The 14,391-nt window shown below is 46.4% G+C and carries 10 protein-coding genes and 1 pseudogene; 4 read left to right on the top strand and 7 right to left on the bottom strand.

Annotated elements, in window-relative coordinates:
- The first annotated feature begins 390 nt into the window (after positions 1 to 390).
- From RMZ41_RS12895 to RMZ41_RS12880, 4 genes are all read left to right on the top strand, one after another.
- The gene (locus RMZ41_RS12895; RefSeq protein ID WP_322641882.1) at positions 391 to 687 is read left to right on the top strand and encodes a hypothetical protein; all 297 of its coding nucleotides are present in this window, start codon (positions 391 to 393) and stop codon (positions 685 to 687) included.
- A gap of 908 nt (positions 688 to 1,595) precedes the next feature.
- Positions 1,596 to 2,417, top strand: a complete 822-nt coding sequence (gene sppA / locus RMZ41_RS12890; RefSeq protein WP_322641883.1) for a signal peptide peptidase SppA — start codon at positions 1,596 to 1,598, stop codon at positions 2,415 to 2,417.
- A gap of 129 nt (positions 2,418 to 2,546) precedes the next feature.
- Positions 2,547 to 2,948 carry a chorismate mutase gene (aroH, locus tag RMZ41_RS12885; protein WP_322641884.1) on the top strand — a complete coding sequence of 134 codons (402 nt, stop codon included), beginning with the start codon at positions 2,547 to 2,549 and terminating at the stop codon, positions 2,946 to 2,948.
- Positions 2,949 to 3,268: 320 nt separating this feature from the next.
- Positions 3,269 to 3,820 (top strand): opioid growth factor receptor-related protein, encoded by a 552-nt coding sequence (locus RMZ41_RS12880; RefSeq protein ID WP_322641885.1) that lies wholly within the window; start codon positions 3,269 to 3,271, stop codon positions 3,818 to 3,820.
- A gap of 73 nt (positions 3,821 to 3,893) precedes the next feature.
- On the opposite strand, the gene RMZ41_RS12875 is transcribed toward RMZ41_RS12880, so the two are convergent.
- From RMZ41_RS12875 to RMZ41_RS12845, 7 genes and pseudogenes are all read right to left on the bottom strand, one after another.
- Positions 3,894 to 6,689 carry a response regulator gene (locus RMZ41_RS12875; protein WP_322641886.1) on the bottom strand — a complete coding sequence of 932 codons (2,796 nt, stop codon included), beginning with the start codon at positions 6,687 to 6,689 and terminating at the stop codon, positions 3,894 to 3,896.
- A 2-nt stretch (positions 6,690 to 6,691) separates the two neighbouring features.
- Complete coding sequence (locus tag RMZ41_RS12870; RefSeq protein WP_409875266.1) at positions 6,692 to 9,964, bottom strand: ATP-binding protein; 3,273 nt, start codon at positions 9,962 to 9,964, stop codon at positions 6,692 to 6,694.
- Positions 9,965 to 10,000: 36 nt separating this feature from the next.
- Positions 10,001 to 11,770: pseudogene (locus tag RMZ41_RS12865) on the bottom strand (GAF domain-containing protein); the annotation flags it as partial.
- Between the two features lie 32 nt (positions 11,771 to 11,802).
- Entirely contained in the window at positions 11,803 to 12,480 is a 678-nt protein-coding gene (locus RMZ41_RS12860; RefSeq protein WP_322641887.1) for a polysaccharide deacetylase family protein, read from the bottom strand.
- Between the two features lie 187 nt (positions 12,481 to 12,667).
- Complete coding sequence (locus RMZ41_RS12855; RefSeq protein ID WP_322641888.1) at positions 12,668 to 13,306, bottom strand: Uma2 family endonuclease; 639 nt, start codon at positions 13,304 to 13,306, stop codon at positions 12,668 to 12,670.
- Positions 13,307 to 13,360: 54 nt separating this feature from the next.
- The gene (locus RMZ41_RS12850; protein WP_409875234.1) at positions 13,361 to 13,663 is read right to left on the bottom strand and encodes a hypothetical protein; all 303 of its coding nucleotides are present in this window, start codon (positions 13,661 to 13,663) and stop codon (positions 13,361 to 13,363) included.
- A 100-nt stretch (positions 13,664 to 13,763) separates the two neighbouring features.
- The gene (locus RMZ41_RS12845) at positions 13,764 to 14,237 is read right to left on the bottom strand and encodes a hypothetical protein (protein ID WP_322641889.1); all 474 of its coding nucleotides are present in this window, start codon (positions 14,235 to 14,237) and stop codon (positions 13,764 to 13,766) included.
- Positions 14,238 to 14,391 lie beyond the last annotated feature (154 nt).

Here is a 14,391-nt window from a genome sequence, read left to right as displayed (position 1 = left end):
TAGCGGAAGTCATTGGAATTGGGAATTGGGCATTGGGAATTGGGAATGGGGAATGGTTATTTTTACCTCGTTTCCTTGATGCCCCTGGCTCATAGGGGGACTGAATATTAACTTAGATTAAAGATGCTCTCAGAAAGAAAAGCTATGATTAAATGTGTTGCAAACCAATGATTAGCTGCTAACCTTGAGTACAAGCTTGATTCTACAAGGGTTTGATTGAATTAAATAATTTTTCAAAGCCCCAGCATGTGCTGTAACTAGTAGCCGTTTCTTTTAATGAAAACTTAAGATTTTTGACAGATTGTTTGCTTAGGAGCGATCGCACGTATTGTAGAAAATGACAAACCGCTATCTCGCTAGCGTCATCTCTACTCACGGAGTTTGTCCTAAATGACTATTTTCATTAACTTTCTCCGCTCTTTACTGTTGACAATCATTTTTAGTTTTGTTGCTCCCATTTTCTTAGTAGGCGGTGGACTGCTTCTTTTATCCCTCATCGGCTTTTTTCCCGGCTTACAAGACTTAACTGAAGCGATCGCTACTCAGATTATGCATTTTCTTGCCATCTTTGGCAGTGGAACTCCCCTGCATGGATTATTTGTCATTAGCTTGACCTGTAGTTTTGTCGGGGCGCTATTTGATACGTATGTTTGTTATCGGTATCAAATTTTACGGATAAATTCATAAAATAATGTTCAAGAGCTTTTTTAGGGGTTCATGAGTTGTACAACAGAGGAAAAATTGATATTTCCCAAAGTTAAAGTACTACTGGTATTAACCTAAATAGAACGGTTAGGAAAAACCAAACTATGTCAATAAAATTAAAGTAGACTAAAACCCTCTTTCCTCCTGCCTTCTGCTGAGGTTTACGGACTCGCTACCGCTACGCTATCCTGCCTTATCCTGATGATAAATATTCACGCTGACCTACTTAAATAGGGATTAGGGTAGCTGAATGAATTTTTATTATTAATTAAATTGATTACCGAAATTATTGATTAAATACTTATTAGTTATTAGTTATCAATTACTGATAATTAGTGCAGTCGTGCGACCATAGTAAAACAATTTAAAAATAGCCCAAAAGCCTTGAAGGAGAATTCAGAATTCAGAAGTCAGAAGTCAGAATCAAGACGCTCTCTACGAGACGCTAGCGCGAACGCTATCAGTGAGGGATTCATACCCGCGACTGATTGAAGACCACTAAATTTTTAATTTAGTGGGGGTCTTAAACCCGGTTATTCATCCGCCAGTCGTACAAAATTTATTCTGAATTCTGACTCCTGACTCCTGAATTCTGTTCGATAAGAGTAAGGGCTTTAAAACTTAGAATTATGCAAAACAGCTAAAATAGTCTGTGCTAAATCACGGCGTTGGACGCTAGACTAGAATTTGGCGTTTTGTGTTGGCTGCAATCTTTAAGGAATTTATTAGCATTCATTGAGAATATCAGATAAAACTCACTGGAAAATATAAAAACTTCCTTAAAATCCTGATAAACACAATGCCTGCTCATGTTTCTTAACAGAGCAAAGGAGGTCGTCTGACCTCTGGGGATCTTATATTGAGTTTATTACGAGGTATGTTTACAGCTTATGGTTTGGCCGTTTAAGCCCAAGTTTAAAAAACAAATTGCGCGGATTGAAATTACTGGTGCGATCGCCAGTGCTACTCGCAAGCGCGTCCTAGAAGCACTGAAAACTGTAGAAGAAAAAAAATTTCCGGCATTATTGCTGCGTATCGATAGCCCTGGCGGTACAGTCGGAGATTCTCAAGAAATCTACAGCGCCTTGAAGCGTTTGCGCGAAAAAATTAAAATCGTCGCAAGCTTTGGCAATATTTCGGCTTCTGGAGGTGTTTACATCGGCATGGGAGCCGAACACATCGTTGCTAACCCAGGTACAATTACGGGTAGTATTGGTGTCATTTTGCGCGGAAATAACTTGGAGCGCTTGCTAGAAAAAGTTGGTGTTTCTTTCCAGGTAATTAAGTCTGGCCCTTATAAAGACATTTTAGCTTTTGATCGGCAACTGACTCAACCAGAAGAAAACATCCTGCAAGAGTTGATTGACACAAGTTATCAGCAGTTTGTCCAAACGGTAGCTGATGGACGTTCTCTAACAGTAGAAGCTGTGAAAAGTTTCGCTGATGGTCGGATTTTTACTGGACAGCAAGCCCTAGAGTTGGGTGTTGTAGACCGCCTGGGCACAGAAGAAGATGCCCGTCGCTGGACAGCAGAATTGGTTGGACTCGATCCAGAAAAAACTCTCTGCTATACCCTAGAAGAACGTAAACCCTTAGTGAGTCGCCTTTTACCAGGGAGTCGTCAGTTTTCATCAGGAATTCGATCTGGTATTGATTGGCTCGAATTTGAAATGTCTACTAGTGGTTTACCGTTGTGGTTATATCGACCATAAATGGTTGTTTGTCATTGGTTATTTGTCTTTTGTCCTTTGTTCAAAGTCAAATGACCAATGACTAATGACTAATGACTAATGACTAATGACTAATAATTAATTAAGGAGGAATTTGGCGTGGAGTGGCAAATGAAGGCTATTCGCGGAGCAACAACCGTTTCTGAAAATACTGTTGAGGCAATTACAGAGGTAGTGACAGAACTACTGGATGAACTAGAAAATCGGAATGAATTCCAGCCGAAAGACATGATTAGTGTGACTTTCTCGGTGACACGCGATTTGGATGCGATTTTTCCAGCTGCGATCGCCAGAGTGCGACCAGGTTGGGATAATGTGGCTATGTTAGATGTGCAGCAAATGCACGTTGAAGGTAGCTTACAGCGCTGCATTCGGTTCTTAATCCACGCTTATCTGCCAGCCTCCGCCTCAATTCATCATATCTATTTACGCAACGCCGCTAGCTTGCGTCCTGACTGGAGTTTACCTCAGCCTTTACAGACATCACAGCCAGCAGTTAAGTCAAAAGTGTAAACTATTTAAGAAAATTCATATTAAAAAGAACAGGCAAAACTAGGTCGCCCACAAGGAGCGAGGTTTCAAGCTACCCTGTAATACAAAATTTTTTCGTCTATGAAGGGCAAGGTTTTAAACCTTTAACTTATTGCTTAATAAAAGTACAAAATTAGCTGTAGGATTACTATTTGATTTTTGAACGAAATTAGGTATTGTAGAGTGCGTTAGAACGAAGTTCGTAATGCACTATTATAAAGGGTTTGATGCCGTACTCTTTGCGCTCACATCCTACTGATATTTTCATAAATCAAACCGGATTCCTATACTTATGTTGCTTTATGAATCATGAAAAACAACTTAGTGCAATGCTTGTTCCTTTCTACTTAGGGGAGCAAAGAGATTCAGAAGATCGCACAATTCAAGAAATATGGACTTGGGATTTTGAAGAATTAGAGTGTACTCACAATTATATTCAGTGGTTGTTTCCTTTACCTGAGCGAAGTGCATTTAATTCTAATGCACCTATTGTTAATAAAGAAGTAATTCAAGCATTTAAAAAGAACCCACGCCTCCGTGAAAATTTGCTGCGCTCCTTGACAGTTATACTTAAGTTTTATGGGTTGGAACGTCACGAGAGTAATGACGGAAAAATAGTTATCAGCCAGTCAAAAGACTATCCGAATCGGAAACGTGAATGGGTACATATATTTAACCACAATTATCTTCGCATCACCCGAATCTTAAAGTGCTTAATGACATTTGGATTGGAGAATGAAGCCCAAGCATTTTATGAATGTTTACGGCAAATCTACCGTGAAGATAGCGATCGCATTGGAAGTGAAACATTCCAGCATTGGACAATTGCAGTTAAATCCAATATGGCAATGTAACCAATCTCGTTGGATGCCGATGTGATTGAAACTGTTCGCTGAGACTAAGAGCCTACAAATCTCAACATTTTAATTAACCTGAGTTCGGGTTAAACATCCCGTGTTCTAACAGGTTGACAATCTTCCTCACTAACTCCTCTGGTTCTAATGGCTTGGTAATGTGAGCTTGAAACCCAGCAGTTAAGGCTTTTTGCTGGTCAATATCTGCGGCATAAGCGGTAAGCGCGATCGCCAAAATCGTTCCTCCTTGATTGGATGGGCGCGAACGAATTTGCTCTATCAGCATATAGCCATCCATATCAGCCATACCGACATCACTCACAATTACATCGGGAATGAAACTATCAAGTACTTGCAATGCTTCTAGCCCAGACGCTACGGCTGTCACTTTTGCGCCATTTTCTTCTAGCAAAAATGCTTGAAACTCACGAGTATCACTATTATCATCCACTACCAAAATTTCCAGGTTGCTTAAGGGAGTCTGGGTGCTTGATGTTTCAGCATCGTCTGAGTCAAGGACAATTTGTGCTGATTGGTTCAAGATCGGTATTTGAACTGTAAAGGTTGCGCCCTGATTCTCACCCAAGCTTTCTGCTGTGACTGTGCCACCGTGCAGTTCTACAATTTGGCGGACGATCGCTAGCCCCAAACCCAAGCCACCAAATTTACGTGTCGTTGAGCTATCCTCTTGCTGGAAATAATCAAACACGTATGGTAGAAATTCCGGTTGAATGCCAATGCCTGTATCGATCACCCGGATTTGAGCCTGCCCTGCAATTTGCCTTAATTCAATGATTACTTGTCCGTCATCTGATGTAAATTTGACGGCATTGGTAAGCAAGTTCCACACCACTTGTTGCAAGCGGGCAGCGTCACCAGAGATGGGTGCAGTCGGTTCGAGATCGATGTGTAAGTTAATATTCTTTGCTTCTGCTGCTAAACGCACCGTTTCCAGGGCGGCAGAAATAACAGGGATTAAATTAAGGGGAGCCACTGTTAAGGACAGCTTACCCCGCATAATCCGCGAGATGTCGAGTAAGTCTTCAATTAATTGTGATTGCAGTTTGGCGTTGCGCTCAATCGTTAGTAGTGCTTCGCGTTGACGGGTGGCGTTGAGCTTGCCTTTTTGCAGCAGTTGTGACCAGCCCAAGATCGGGTTGAGGGGCGATCGCAACTCATGAGACAGCACTGCTAAAAACTCGTCTTTAATCTGGTTGGCTCGTTGCAACTGTTCTGCCTGTTGCTGAATCGAAACAATTAGGTTGGCTCGGTCGAGGGCGATCGCTATTTGCTCAGACATCAATTGCAGCAAATTGATTTCTTCTGGGGTAAAGCCAGTGCGGGTGCGGCTAGCAAACGAGATGGTTCCCAATAACCTCTCCTCCACAATTAACGGTTGACTGACATAAGCAGTAACACCCTGGTTGCGGACGATTTCGGCAAGAGGATCGGTGGCAATTTGGATGTGGTTGAGAACCATCTGCTGTCGTTCTTGCGCTGCCCAGCCACAGACGTATTCACCAAACTCAATCCACTCCATCGCCTCAGCCAACTCTTGAGTAATACCCTCATAGTTTTTCAAATGCAGGATGGGGCGGTTGTCTTTTGACTCGACGATGTAGTTGTAGTAAAAGTCCAACCCTAGCGCAGGTGCAAGTTTGCTGAATAAATTGTGCATCAGCGTCATCGGTTGCTCAACCGCCAGGAGAGCGCTGGTGATGTCATAGAGCAACCGAAAACGTTCATCAGCTTGCCTCTTTGAGGTTACATCGCGCATGATTTTAATAAATCCTTGCACGTCCTCGGCTTCATTGCGTAAGGGCATCACAAAGCCACTACCCCAAAAGCGGCTACCGTCTTTTCGGATATGCCAGCACTCATTTTCTGCCTGTCCTTGAGTTTGGGCGGTCTGGAATTCCCAGCCAACGCGGTCTTGTTGGTTTTCTTCAAAGGCATAAAGGCTGCGACTGTCACGGCCAATCATCTCTGCTTCTGAATACTTGAACAATTCTTCAGCACCAGCACTCCAACTTGTGATCGCAGCGTTGGGATCGACGGTAAAAATCGCATATTCTTTTGCACTTGACACCATTAACCGAAAGCGAGCTTCACTTTGTTTGAGGGCAATTTCGATTTGTTTGCGATCGCTAATGTCGTAGGACATTGCCAGCACCGCATCAACTTCACCGCGATCGTTGCGTAAGGGTGTGCCATGAGAGATATAGTAGCGATCGTGGCTGTTGTGTTCTAAGGTAAACGATTCGCCATTGAGAGCTTGACGAAAGTAGGGTTCGTAGCTGGCTGCTAGGGCGGGTTCGAGGGCTTCCCAGAGTGTTTTGCCGACAAAGTTTTCCGTAGTCATACCGACCCACTCCAGCGCTTCGCCTTCTGCCAGTTGGTAGCGCAAATCTCGATCCACAATGAATACAGCGCCATGAGGCAGTTTGGCCGCGACTTGACGCAAGCGGGCTTCGGCAAGTTGGCGATCGCGCTTTTCTTGGGCTTCTCGCAGCGCCCGTTGGACAGAAGGAACCAACCGCCCTAAGTTGCGCTTTAGCACATAGTCGGTGGCTCCCAGTTTCAGCGCTTCAATCGCCAATTCTTCGCCCATACTGCCAGAGACGAAAATAAAGGGCGTGTCAGGACAGAGGTTTTGGGCAATTTTCAAGGCAGAAATGCCATCAAAACCGGGCAAAGTATAGTCTGCCAAAATCAAATCAAACGCATTGCTTTCTAATGCCTTCACAAACTCAGCGCCAGTTTCCACCCGGAGCAGTTCAAAATTAGCGCCGCCATCGGTGAGGGTGACATCTATCACCTCTGCATCAAGGGGATTGTCTTCCAGCAAAAGAAAGCGCAGCCCTGTCATAACTACACCTCATGTTTCGGGAGCGAAAAGTAAAACGTTGCACCCTGGTTGATTGCACCTTCTGCCCAGATACGTCCGCCATGTCGATGAATGATCCGCCGGACAGTGGCAAGGCCGACTCCCGTGCCAGGAAACTCTTCCTGGGGATGCAGCCGTTGAAATATGCTGAATAGGCGATCGCAGTATTTCATGTCGAACCCTGCACCATTATCTTTGACAAAGAATATCACTTCTTGCTCCTGTTCAATCCTACCAATTTTGATGGCGGCTTCAGTGTTATTGCGCGTGTACTTGATGGCATTCGACAGCAAATTTTGCAGTACTAACCGCAGCAGTACTGGGTCAGCCTCTACCGTTGCCAATGGCTCGATTTCCCAGTGGAGCGATCGCTCAACCAGTTCTGGCTGCAATTGTTCTCGTACTTCTTGTACCAATTGACTGATATTAACAGTAGTCAAATGAATTTCTGTCTTCCCCAGGCGGGAAAACTCCAGCAGATCGTCTACCATTTTTTCTGCCTCAAGAGCAGATTTCGTGATAATGTTAAGAGTTTGCAAACTGGATGCATCGACGAGGGTTGCATTGAGCTTACCTTGCAACCGTTCGGCAAAGCTACTGATGTAGCGTAGCGGCGTTCGCAAGTCGTGGGATATTGAGGAAGAGAACGCCTCCAGTTCTTGGTTGATGGCTTCTAGTTGAGCAGTCCGCGCTTTCACCTGTTGCTCCAAGCGGTCGTTGAGTGTTTGTACTGCTTGCATTACCTGTTCGCGGTAGACTGCTTCGCGTCGCAGTTGTGCTAATTGGAGGTTGGCATTGACTCGCGCTAATAGTTCTCGTGCCGAGAAGGGTTTAATTAAGTAGTCATCTGCGCCAGTTTCTAACCCCTCCACCCGTGATTCTTCGCCAGCACGGGCAGAGAGCAAAATAATCGGGATTGTCTGAGTATTTGGTGAAGCCCGTAGCGATCGCAGTAACTCAAATCCATCCATTCTGGGCATCATCACATCTGCTAACACCAAGTCATAGATGATATTTCCACCACGCCGGATCGCAGTCAGTGCGGCTAACCCATCATTTACAGCTTCCACCTCGTAGTACTGGTTTAACAACCGCCTGAGATAGCCGCGCATGTCGGCGTTATCATCCACTAGGAGAATACGCGCCCTCTTGGAGTTCTGAAGCTCAACCTCCGAGTTCTGAACTTGAACTTCCGAGTTCTGAGCATGAACTTCCGAGTTCAGAAGCTCAACGTCCGAGTTCTGAAGCTCAACTTCCGAGTTCTGAAGCTCAACTTCCGAGTTCAGAAGCTCAACCTCCGAGTTCTGAAGCTCAACCTCCGAACTTTGAAGTTGAAATTCTGTACTTTCGTCAAGGGCAGTTCCCCCTGCCCCCAGCAAAGTGCCCCCTTCCTCTTCTTCAGGTAGCCAACGTAAGGCTTCTTCAACAAAAGCATTCGCCGTTACAGCCGTCGATGCCAGTGTAGAGGCAACCCAAATTTGGTCGGCGGGTAGATGGGCGGTTCCGGTGGGGATAGTGACGGTGAAGGTTGTGCCTTGTTCTACTGTACTCGTAACCGCGATCGCACCGCCGTGCCGCTTGACGAGTTCCTGCACCAGAGACAAACCAATGCCTGAGCCTTCATAGCTGCGCCCCTTCGCGCCTTTGACTTGATAGAACCTCTCAAACAGGTGAGGCAGTTCGGAAGGGGGAATACCTACGCCCGTGTCGCTGACTATCAATTCAACGAAGAGGCAGGGGGCATCGAGAAGAGGCAGAGGGGCAGGGTGCGGGGGGCAGAGGGGAAAATTCTTCTCCCTTGCTCCCTGCTCCCCTGCTCCCTGCTCCCTTGCCTCTTTAACGGGTTTGAGCGAGACAGAAATCATACCCTCGAAGGTAAACTTTAAGGCATTGGAGAGCAGATTCAAGACAATCTTTTCCCACATTTCGCGATCGACGTAAATGGGATCGGGTAAGGGAGGACAATCGATAACTAACTGTAAATTGGCATTCTCGATCGCCGAGCGGAAAACACTTGCCAGTTCCGCCGTGTAGGTGGATAAGTCGGTGGGTTCGTAGTTTGCCTTCAGGCGATCGGCTTCGATGCGAGAGAAGTCGAGCAGCGTATTGACCAGTTTCAGCAAACGCAAGCTGTTGCGATGTGCTAGTTTTAGCCGTTCCCGTTGTGAAGAAGTTAGGAGATCTAGCGAATTGCTCAGGGCATCTTGCAGGGGAGCGAGTATCAACGTTAGCGGAGTGCGGAATTCGTGGGAAACGTTGCTAAAGAAGAGGGTTTTGGCGCGATCGAGTTCTGCTAAAGCTTCGGCGCGTTGGCGTTCTTCTTCGCGGGCGGATTGTTCTCGAATCCGCCCAATTTCTGATTCGCGCAATTCTGTTTCGGCACGGGCGCGGATAATCGTCGCCCAGATGCGTTCGGCGGTTTCGCGCACCAGTTCAACTTCCGTCGCCGACCACTGGCGCGGTAAAGATTCGGTGACGCAGAGTGAGCCTACCAACGTGCCTGCTTTGATCAGCGGTGAGGTGATATGCGCGGCAATCCTGACAGCCGCCATGATCTCACGGTCGGCTTCGGGAATGATGTCCGAGGTTTGGGCATCCGCGACGATGACAGGTTCGCCTCTGCGAAGCAACGGCAGAGTCCAGTCGTAATCCGCTACCCGATAAACACCAACGAGCGAGGGCGAGTCACCGCGCAAATAATTTTGATTGACGCGCGTGTAACCCTCTGCTTCATTGGTTTCGACGTAGTAGGCGCGGTCAACACCTAAATGTTCGCCCAGCAGACGGCACGCTTCTGCCTGAATTTCAACGGGGTCGGTGAGCGATCGCAATGCATCGGACAGCTTCACCCGAAATGCGTCCATCTCGGCAGCACGGCGCAATTGTGCTTCTGCCTGTTTGCGCTCTGAGATATTACTGAATAAGACAGCAATCTGTCCTGGTATCTGAGCGGGGAAGACCTCTGCTTCCATCCATCGGTCGAGTGCCGAAATATAGTCCTCGAACTGCTGAGGCTGTCCGGTTCGCACCACTTCGTCGTAGATGTCGATGATTGGTTGTTCAGCATCGGGCAAGAATTCGCGGATCGTCTTACCAACGACATCGTGCATTCCAGTATGATGCTCAAAGGCTGGGTTTGTTGTGAGGTATCGGAAGTCGCTCGGTTGCCCTGCCCCCGTCTCGATCTTCTCGATGATGCAGAAGCCTTGAGCCATCGTCGTGAATAGCGATCGATATTTTGCTTCCGATTCGCGCAACCCTACTTCGGCGCGGGCGCGTTCCAGCCGCGTCCAGATGCGGTTGGCGAGTTCGCGGGTTAGTTCAATTTCGTCGTCGCGCCAGTCATGGGGTTCGCTACGATAGATAACGAGCAGGAATTGCCACTCGCCATTGCGTATGAGCGGTATGCTGAGGAAAGAGCCGATATTCAGAGTTGCAAACTGCTCGCCATCGGTCAGGGGGTCGTCGAACACATCGCGGATGACGATATCAACTCCTGCCAGACAAAGTTGCATAACTTCGGGTGTTAAAAACTCTTGCATGCGATACGTACCACGCAGGCTCGGCACGTCGCTGCGATGCCAGTTGTAGTCGATGACTGCAATTCCAGCCGACCCATAAAGTTCGGCAAAGGCGCAGGCTGACAGGCCGAAATGTCTGCCGATTTTTTCGCCCAGCGCATTCATTGTCTCGTCAATGTCCGTCAGACGTGCAAGGTCTTGGCTGACTTCGGCTAAAAAGGTGAGATTTGCATCGTGCCGTTTGCGTTCGGTGATGTCATTAAAGACAGTGCAGATTTGGCGACTGCCCGCTTTGCCGACGCGCGAAGCGTAAGCCTGATACCAACGCCCGGTAGATTGGTTGTAATTTTCAATACGCTGGGGTTTTCCTGTCTTTACCACATCGTCATAGACTTCAAGCCAGTAGCTTTCAGTGTTCGGGGCAATCTCGCTTCCCAGCTTGCCCACCACGTTTTCGAGTCCCGTCTGCTGCTCGAAGACTTGATTCACTTCCAAAAAACGGTAATCAACCGCCTTTGGGGTTTCGTCATAAATTATCTCGAAAATGCAGAAGCCTTCGTCAATCGAATCGAACAGCGATCGGTATTTTTCTTCCGATTCGCGTAAGGCTGATAAAGCTTGTCGCTGCTCAATTAAATCAGCCGCTTGGCGGGCGAGTAAATCGAGAAAGCGCAGTTCGCGATCGCTCGGTCGATGGTGTTTGCGCCAATGGGTCGAAACGATACCGATCAATTTGCCCGATCGAGCGATCAGCGGGGTTGACTGCGCCGAGAGATATCCGGCATCAACGTGTATTTGCATTGAACCGTCGGGGTCTTCGCTCTCAGGTACGTCAAAATCAACAAACATACGAGTATTGGTCTTAAGTGCGATGCCGCAGGGCGTGTTGGAACTCGCATTCACGCGGTAGAAATACTCGGTCATATTCCGCTCAAAGCCCTGCGTGGCAAGCAGCACCAATTCTTGTGTCGCTTCGTCGATAATTTGTATTGTTCCGGCATCTGCCCGTGTGAGGGCGATCGCGGCAGCTATAATCTCCTGGTAGAGCGTCTGAATGTCGCCTTCGGTTATAAGCCTCGCGCTCAGTTCGTGCAGCAGTTGCGTATCTTTCAGGTCTGACTCGTTGGCTGATAAAGCTTGTTTGCGCTTGGTAATATCTTTGTCAAGTTCTTGGGCTTCCTGCAATGCTCGTTGTACCGATGGCACTAACCGCCCTAAGCGTTGCTTGAGAACATAATCTGTCGCGCCTTGCTTGATCGCTTCAATCGCCAATTCTTCGCCCAAACTGCCAGAGATGAAAATAAACGGTATCTCAGGACGTAGGCGACGGGCGATCGTTAATGCCGCAATCTCATCAAAATTAGACAAGGCGTAGTCTGCCAAAATCAGGTCTATTTCACCGATTTCCAGTGTTCTAATAAAATCAGCGCGAGTCTCTACCCGTAGTAGTTCACAGTCAATCCCGCCCTCTCTCAGCGTGGCTTGCACGACTTCTGCATCGGGTAGATTAGCTTCGAGTAAGAGAAACTGAAGTGCTGACATGATTTTCTTCTTTTCCTTATCCCGAACTCAGGTTAATTAGTCTTAGCTTGATGCCATAGAGTATCAACAGTCACGAACTCATAGCCTTGTTGTAGCAGTTGTGGAATGAGAATTTGAATTATGGCAGCAACATCTTGTCCACCGCAAACACCATCATGCAAGACAATCAGCGAGCCATTTTTTACCTGTTGCATAACTCGCTCTACCACAGTGTTGACACCTGGTTGCACCCAATCTTCTGGTACAACGCTCCACATAACGGGACGGTAATTCCACTGCAAAAACAATTTTAAAGTAGCAGGTGTAAAAAAACCATTTGGGGGACGGACATCTCGCACTTGTTCAGGTTGCAGATTACAAGCATTGTAGATGGCAGTTTGGGTTTTTTCTAAACTGTTCTTTAAGTCATTTGGGGAAAGTAGGGGAAAAGAGCGGTGATCGTAACCATGTAATCCGATCCAGTGGCCGCGATCGCTAACAGCTTTGGCGATCGCTGGTGAACGGTTGACGCAAACACCCAACCAAAAAAAACTGGCTGTAATCTGATAACGGTCTAACACTGCCAAAACTTCGGGTGTGTATTGAGGATGTGGCCCATCATCAAAGGTGAGTGCGATCGCTTTAGTCTGAGGATTTCCACGCCAAAGGCAATTGGGAAAACTCGGTTGGAGAATACGATAGACAATTGGAAACAGGGGAGCTAGCTGCATTTGCGTTTATCGGCTGCTGACAAATTTTTGTAGGTGTTGCTTGCGAATTAGTTAGGACTTACGCAAAATATCTCTTAAACTCTGATTTCTCCGTGTCCTCTGCGCCTCTGCGGTTCGTTATTCCGTAACTCATGCGTAAGTCCTATTAGTTTTAAGATGATCTAATTGTGTTAATGCTCCAAACTTTTTACTGGAACTGGCTTAATAACCAAGCTCCAACTTCAGATTGATTGATTTCACGACTTTGACGTAAGGCTTCTTCTAAAATAGACATTGCCAATCTAGGCAATACCTGTGACTCTTGAATACGTTTACTGCCTTGATCTGCGATCGCATAGACAATGATTTGGGCATTTTGAACATCTACTACCCAATATTCAGCAACACCTAACTCTTCATAGAGCGATCGCTTTGTACCCAAGTCATCCAATAGAGATGTTTTAGCAATTTCAATTACCAAATCCGGTGCAGGATAGCGATCGAGGTTGACAATTCCTGTACCTGCTGGGATAGCTTGGGCGTTTTCTCTGAGGTAATATGCTACATCGGGTTTACAATCCTGAAAACCAGTTTTACGAAAAGTGGTTGTATCTAAACCTGTCGCTAGTATTCCTTTAAGTGCTGCAAATAGAGTCACTGCAAAAATAATTACAACATGGTCTTTACCACGATCAAAACTAACTGGTGGCATTTCTAGCCTCATGTGCCCCTTATAGTAGTAACTCTTTACCTTCTCGTTGAGCAAATTAGCGATCGCTTCCTCATACTCCTGCCAAGAAGCACAAATCCATGTATCTGTCGGTAACGGGGTCTGAGTTTCACTCATTGCCTAACCCTTATGCCAGTAAGCTATATCTCTTGTAACTCAAATTCTAAACTTCTAACTCAACTGTTTAACCTCTGAAGCCAAATGTTCGAGTTCTAAAGGGGATGCTTGAGCCTCAAAACTCGGAAGTTGCACCTTTTTACTCGAACGTTGAGCCTTTGAACTCGGAAGTTGCACCTTTTTACTCGAACGTTGAGCCTCAGAACTCGGAAGTTGAGCCTTTTTACTCGAACGTTGAGCCTCTGAACTCGGAAGTTGCACCTTTTTACTCAAACGTTGAGCCTTTGAACTCGGAAGTTGCACCTTTTTGCTCGAACGTTGAGCCTTTGAACTCGAACGTTGAGCCTCTGAACTCAAAAAATGAAGCTCAGAACTCGGAATGTCGTGCTTTTAACTCCAACATTCAAATTCTGAGCCTCAACGTTGCATCTTTTAAGTGCAAGTACTGAGCTATTTTCTACAACACTGCTTTTTGAGACTTGGATTTTCCAGGTTTACGAGCAAATCGTTGTCCCATTTCCACAACCACTGCATCTAAACCCGCGCCTTGTCCACTGGCTTTTGCGTAGTTATACACCTGTAACGCGGCTGCATAAGCTTCACTACCCACTGCAAGAGATGTATCATCTACCAACTCTTGTAACTGCGTCAACGACAACAACACCGGATACAATGCTTCAAATAATTGCACGTCCTTCCGCATCTCTTCTAAGTCGAACGATCGCGGTAAAAACTCTGGGTTCTGCGTCGCCACCTCTAATGCTCTGCTGACAAACGCCCGACTCTTATCTCCCATTTTGGGTAAAGTCTTGCGATCGTCGGAACTCAAATCAACCAAAAAAGGTAGCTTCTCTTTAATGGTGGCGATCGCTTGCAACACAGCATCTCTGTCTCTTTGTGCGAACGTTGCACTAATTGGGGTCGTAGACATAAGAATTACTCTCCAGTATGTTTCTCAAATCTAGAGTGCCCACATATACAACACAAATTCCCATTCATAGAACAAAGCTAGTAGTCTGCCAACCCAAAAATGCTAAGTGAGGGCTGGGGAAAGGGGAAAGGGAAAAGGGTAAGGGATTTAAACC

Origin of the sequence: Nostoc sp. DedVER02 (genome assembly GCF_034530675.2) — a bacterium.
Taxonomy (GTDB): Bacteria; Cyanobacteriota; Cyanobacteriia; order Cyanobacteriales; family Nostocaceae; genus Nostoc.
The sequence above is the reverse complement of the archived record's forward strand: the minus strand, read 5'-3'. Positions and strand labels throughout refer to the sequence as shown.

Bases quoted from the DNA above. Each gene is read 5' to 3' on its own strand.
- RMZ41_RS12880 (WP_322641885.1), top strand. From the start codon at position 3,269: ATGAATCATGAAAAACAACTTAGTGCAATGCTTGTTCCTTTCTACTTA.
- RMZ41_RS12860 (WP_322641887.1), bottom strand. From the start codon at position 12,480: ATGCAGCTAGCTCCCCTGTTTCCAATTGTCTATCGTATTCTCCAACCG.
- RMZ41_RS12845 (WP_322641889.1), bottom strand. From the start codon at position 14,237: ATGTCTACGACCCCAATTAGTGCAACGTTCGCACAAAGAGACAGAGAT.
- RMZ41_RS12875 (WP_322641886.1), bottom strand. From the start codon at position 6,689: ATGACAGGGCTGCGCTTTCTTTTGCTGGAAGACAATCCCCTTGATGCA.
- RMZ41_RS12895 (WP_322641882.1), top strand. From the start codon at position 391: ATGACTATTTTCATTAACTTTCTCCGCTCTTTACTGTTGACAATCATT.
- RMZ41_RS12855 (WP_322641888.1), bottom strand. From the start codon at position 13,306: ATGAGTGAAACTCAGACCCCGTTACCGACAGATACATGGATTTGTGCT.
- sppA (WP_322641883.1), top strand. From the start codon at position 1,596: ATGGTTTGGCCGTTTAAGCCCAAGTTTAAAAAACAAATTGCGCGGATT.
- aroH (WP_322641884.1), top strand. From the start codon at position 2,547: ATGAAGGCTATTCGCGGAGCAACAACCGTTTCTGAAAATACTGTTGAG.